The sequence below is a fragment of the Sphingopyxis sp. genome, from assembly GCF_036402335.1.
Taxonomy (GTDB): domain Bacteria; phylum Pseudomonadota; class Alphaproteobacteria; order Sphingomonadales; family Sphingomonadaceae; genus Sphingopyxis.
This window is the reverse complement of the sequence record NZ_DASWTD010000595.1, coordinates 1-4,821: the sequence shown is the minus strand read 5'-3', so window position 1 is coordinate 4,821 and position 4,821 is coordinate 1. Positions and strand designations below refer to the sequence as shown.

The following is a 4,821-nucleotide window of genomic DNA, read 5'->3' as shown; positions in this document are numbered from 1 at the left end:
CGCAAGCCCCCACAAATGGATGTTCGCGCCGGCAGGTTGCGGCTTCCTCTATGGCCGGGGCGAAGGGCTCGATCGGCTTGCCGGCAATCTTCACCTGGGGAGCGCCGAAGGGCAGGCGGCGGATCGGCTCATGCAGACGGGCACGGCGAGCGGAGCGCTGTTCGACGGATATGCAGCGGCGCTGGACTTTTTTCTGCGGCTTGACCCGGAGGCAATCTTCGCGCGACAGCGGCAACTTCGCGACCTTGTGATGGCGCGCGCGAACGCGCTTCCCGGAGCCTTTCTCTTTACACCGGCCGAGGCGGACCGTTCTGCGGCGATGGTAGCGTTCCGGATCGATGACGTCGACATGCGATCCCTCAACGACCGTTTTCAGGCGGCGGGGATCCGCGTTGCACCGGGGCGCGGCGTCCGGCTGTCCGTTCATGTTCATACCCGTCAGACCGACATTGAAAGATTCTTCGATGTGCTTGGTCGCTCGCTCAAGGATTGGGGAAGAAAGGGGTGAGGCCGACACGTCGCGCGGTTGGACTGTGGGGGCTGAGCCTCGCCATGAGCCTTGTCCTGTCGCCCCGGCGAGCGGGAGCGCAGGATTTGTTCGGCCGGGATGCGCAGTTTCGCCGCATGCTGGGCCGCGACGTGAACGAGCCGGAACCGATCGGGCTTTACCGGCCCGCACGTCGGGCCGGTCAGATGCTGTACCTGTCAACCACCGTCGCCAGGCGAGAGGGCGTGCCACTCTACAGCGGTCTCGTCGGCCGCGATCTGACCCTGGTTGAGGCGCAGGAAGCGGCTCGGATAACGGCTCTTGCCGTGCTGGAGACGGTCTATGCTGAGCTGGGCGGCTCCCTGATGCAGATCCGGCAGCTCATCAACATGACAGGCTATGTCGCGTCGGCGGAGGGCTTCTTCGAGCAAGCGCAGGTAATGGACGGCGCCTCGGCCGTGATGATCGATGTGCTGGGCGATGAGGCCGGCACGGCCAGCAGGTCGGCCATTGGGGTGCGGGGCCTGTCGCGAAACGCCGCCGTTGCCATTGCCGCGGTACTGGAACTCGAACCATGACCGGCGTGCACGCCGTTTCGCGGCGGTTCCTCGTCAAATCAGCTCTCGCGGCAGGCTTCGCCCTGGCGGCCCATAATGTGCGTGCGGCCGAGGCCCGGACCGGCATGCAGATGACCAGGCGCAGCATCCGTATCGGCGGGCGGACAATCGCCTATGATGCCGAGGCGGGCGAAACACTGCTTCGCGACGACAAGGGAAGGCCATCCGCTGCCCTCTTCACCTTTTCCTATATCCGCCGGGATGCACCGGGGACCGGTCGTCCGGTCATCTTCTTCTTCGGCGGCGGTCCCGGCGGTAGCGCCCTGTCGTGGCACTTTCTATCCATGGGACCGCGTATCGCCGTATCCGAGAGCGATCAGGTCGAGCGCTACCGGATCGTCGATAATCCTGGCTGCCTGATCGACGAGGCCGATCTGGTATTCATCGACCCGGTCGGCAGCGGCTTCAGTCGCGTGCTGCCAGGCGTGCCGGAACGGCGCTATTGGGGTCTTTTTGAAGATGCGGAGTGCTTCGCCCGGTTCATCCGCGCATGGCTGGACGATCATGGTCGCGGCCGATGTCCGGTCTACATTGCCGGGGTGAGCTATGGCACGGTTCGCGCCGCGACGCTGTCGCACCGGCTGCATGCGCTCGGCACGCCGCTGGCGGGCGTAATACTCAATTCCAGCGTCATCAGCTACGCTTCAACACGCTTCGCGCCGGGCAATGATCTGCCCTATATCTATTTTCTGCCAAGCTATGCAGCTGTCCACCATTTTCATCGTTCGGCCGCGCGAGGAACGGACCTTCGTTCCCATTTGAACCGCGCCGAAGCGTTCGCGCTGGAGCGCTATGCTCCGGCGCTTGCATGGGGAGAAAGACTGGATTCGGTACGGCGCAGGCAGGTCGCCGACGAGATGTCCGACTTAGTCGGTTTGCCAACGGACTATTTGCTGTCAGCGGATCTGAAAGTGAAATCGGAGCAATTCATGGCCGATTACGGTCGTCAGCTCGGAATAATGCTCGATCGCAGCGACGGCCGGGTCGCCGGTCTCGCGGAAGCCGATCGCGTCAAGGCCTTTCGTGACGCCCCGCCCTACCTCGAGACGCCGATCGGAATGGCCTTCCGGCGGTACCTCACGGACGAGCTCGGAGTCTCGATTGACAGGCCTTACATCTATCTGGCGCTGGTTGGCGGGTCGAACTGGAATTATGAAGATGGCAGCTACGGGCGGCCATTCGATAATGTCGATATGGCCGTCGCCCTTGCCGACGACATGCGCGCGAACCCGCGGCTGCGCGTCATGATGGCGGCAGGCTATTATGATCTCGCGACCCCCTATTTTGCTTCCGAAATGGTCCTGTCGTCCCGCAATCTACCCCGGGGGCGACTGGTGAAGCGTCACTATGAGGCCGGACATGGCGTCGACCGCGACCCGGCATCTTTGGTGGTCTTTCAAAGAGACCTGCGCGAACTGGTCGGAGGGAGATCGTGACAGCCGTTGCAGATCTGAGCTTTGTTCCACCGCTGCGCGAGAAGGGCGTCGCACTGCTTTCGCTCGGCACAGGCGTGGCGAATGCGCCCGCGACGATTGTCGAGATGAGGGCCGCCAATGCCGATCGCCGCCCGCTCCTTTTCGTCCTTGGTGGCCCGCTGGGACTATCCTCGCTGGAAGTACTGGGTTGGCTTGGCGGCGAAAAGAGGGCGCTCGGGGTGGCGAGTGTCGCTGATATTGTTTTCATCGATCCGCCCGGAACCGGATTTGGCGGCAATTTGTCGACGTCCCTCTGGAATATCGAAGCGGATACCCGGTTTCATGCCGGTGCGATCCTGGCTTGGCTGGACCGTTATGCCGGCAAGGGACGAGAAATCCATTTACTGGGCTTGGGAATGGGCGGGCTACGCGCCCTGAAGGTTGCACATCATCTACAACGCAAGTCCCCAGCCGCTTCACCGACGTCATTGATCCTGCTGCAGACGGCGATCAATTCCGCCTTGTTGGCCTGCTTGCCCGGCAATCCCATCGCTTATGCAATGCGTCTGCCGACGCTCGCCGCGCGCACATGGCAACGCCGCGGCGTGACGATATCCGCCGGTCAGATGGTCGACGCGGAATCGGCGGCGCTTGATCGACTGTTTCCGGCACTTTTGCAGGCCGACCGCCTGAGCGGCGCGGAAGCGGATCGGCTTGGCATGTCATTGCGCGAGAGCTTCGGCGAAGAGGCGCAGGCGCTACTGTGGGATGGCCTGGAGGGGCGGCCCATTTCCTCTCCCGCAATTGTGGAACGAGGGTTCGCGAAGCCATGGCTGGAACGAAGATTCGGATCGGGGGTCGCGGAGCCTTATGTGTCATCCAATCCAGGGATCGCCGAAAACTGGGACTGGAGAGAGGGCAGTCGGCGCAGCACTTTCAGCAACCTCGATCTCACATCCGTGTTGGTTGACGTTTTGACCCACTCCTCATCGCCAGACATTCTTTCTTTTACGGCGTTGCTGGACCTGGAAACCCCTTATTTTGCCGCTCGCTTGCCTCTGCTCGACGCCTTGCGGCAGGAGCGTTTCGCCTGTGATGCGTTCGCTTCTCTCAAGGCGCCCGGCATGTGGCTTGCCAAGCCCATCGGTATTTGGCTTTCGGACACGGGCCCTGGTGGAAGCAGTTCGGCGTAGACGTTCCGGATTTTGCCAAAGCTGTTTATGCGGCGCCCGGCCCAAATATATGTGCCGCCTCTGCCACGATCGCGGGACTGTCCACAACCATGCCCCGATCAGCGCGATAATCGCATCGAGTGGATGTTCGATCGAGGACTCGAACGGGTCGCAACCTGCTACGAATGGTGTCCGACAGGACATTGCGCAGGCGGCACTTTTCCTCGCCACCGATATGTCGAGCTTCGTCACAGATCATCGGATAGGAGTCGCACGGTTGATCGTCTGCAAGGCGCCCGATCTCGGTCATTGGAGTCCTTCCGCCGATCGCCTGAAAGCAGACCTTGAGGAGCATGCCGTTGACGGCTGCGCGTTTCGCAGTCCGCATGTCATTTATCGCCGGATCCAGCGACCGGGCTACCATTGTCTATCGCTGTCTGTGACGCTTATGCATCAGCGGGCTCGGATTCCGTCACGGCGTCCTGAATTTTCTGGCGCTGGCGCGGCATTGCTCTACGCGCCGCTCCGCGACCCAGATGGAGAGCATTCTGCATTGAAACTCGGGCAGCCCTTATGGGCTGTCCCTTTCCCTTGGCAGGGTTGGGGCGCGGGGCCATCGGGAGCTTCTACCCACGACTGCGGCCCTTTGCGAGCCTCGCCGTGGAGAGGCTTGCCGCCTTGCCTCCGCGTCAGTCGTCGAGCCAGAAATGATGCTCGGTCGTCTCCATATCGCGATAACTGTCCTCGCGCGCACCGCGCGACACGCTCACCGCGACCGCATAGCGAAACCCCTGGATGCTTGCGGCGTGGTCGAGCGCATCGCCGCGCGCCCACGCCAGCGAGGAGATACGGGTGTCGAGCGTTCGCGGCAGGCCGGGGCGCCAGTCGCTGTACCAATAGCGCCAGCCCGACACGGCGCGGCCGCCAGCGCGCGCGACGAGCCCGTCGGGCCGCGCGAGAAGCTCGACCGGTGTGCCGGTCAGATAGGGCGAAAGGATCTTGAGATCCGACGCGAGATCGACATGCCCGCGACCGAGACTCGCGATCTCTATGGTCTGCGCGACCGCGAGCGGAGCCTGGACCCGGACGAGCGCGCGGTGCTCGCCGACGCGCCCGCCGAGCGCGCCGCG

Annotated in this window: 5 protein-coding genes; 4 read left to right on the top strand and 1 reads right to left on the bottom strand. The window is 63.2% G+C overall.

Translation table 11 applies throughout. The features are described 5' to 3' along the window. From VGD20_RS19345 to VGD20_RS19330, 4 genes are all read left to right on the top strand, one after another. A partial coding sequence (locus VGD20_RS19345; RefSeq protein WP_331136006.1) for an aminotransferase class V-fold PLP-dependent enzyme occupies positions 1–508 on the top strand: 508 nt, incomplete at its 5' end. A 44-nt stretch (positions 509–552) separates the two neighbouring features. Beyond that, entirely contained in the window at positions 553–1,065 is a 513-nt protein-coding gene (locus VGD20_RS19340) for a RidA family protein (RefSeq protein ID WP_331136005.1), read from the top strand. Further along, entirely contained in the window at positions 1,062–2,540 is a 1,479-nt protein-coding gene (locus VGD20_RS19335) for a S10 family serine carboxypeptidase-like protein (RefSeq protein ID WP_331136004.1), read from the top strand. The genes VGD20_RS19340 and VGD20_RS19335 overlap by 4 nt, the downstream gene beginning before the upstream one ends. Beyond that, the gene (locus tag VGD20_RS19330; RefSeq protein ID WP_331136003.1) at positions 2,537–3,712 is read left to right on the top strand and encodes a hypothetical protein; all 1,176 of its coding nucleotides are present in this window, start codon (positions 2,537–2,539) and stop codon (positions 3,710–3,712) included. The genes VGD20_RS19335 and VGD20_RS19330 overlap by 4 nt, the downstream gene beginning before the upstream one ends. Positions 3,713–4,380: 668 nt before the next feature. Here VGD20_RS19330 and VGD20_RS19325 read toward each other — a convergent pair. Then, a partial coding sequence (locus VGD20_RS19325; RefSeq protein WP_331136002.1) for a hypothetical protein occupies positions 4,381–4,821 on the bottom strand: 441 nt, incomplete at its 5' end.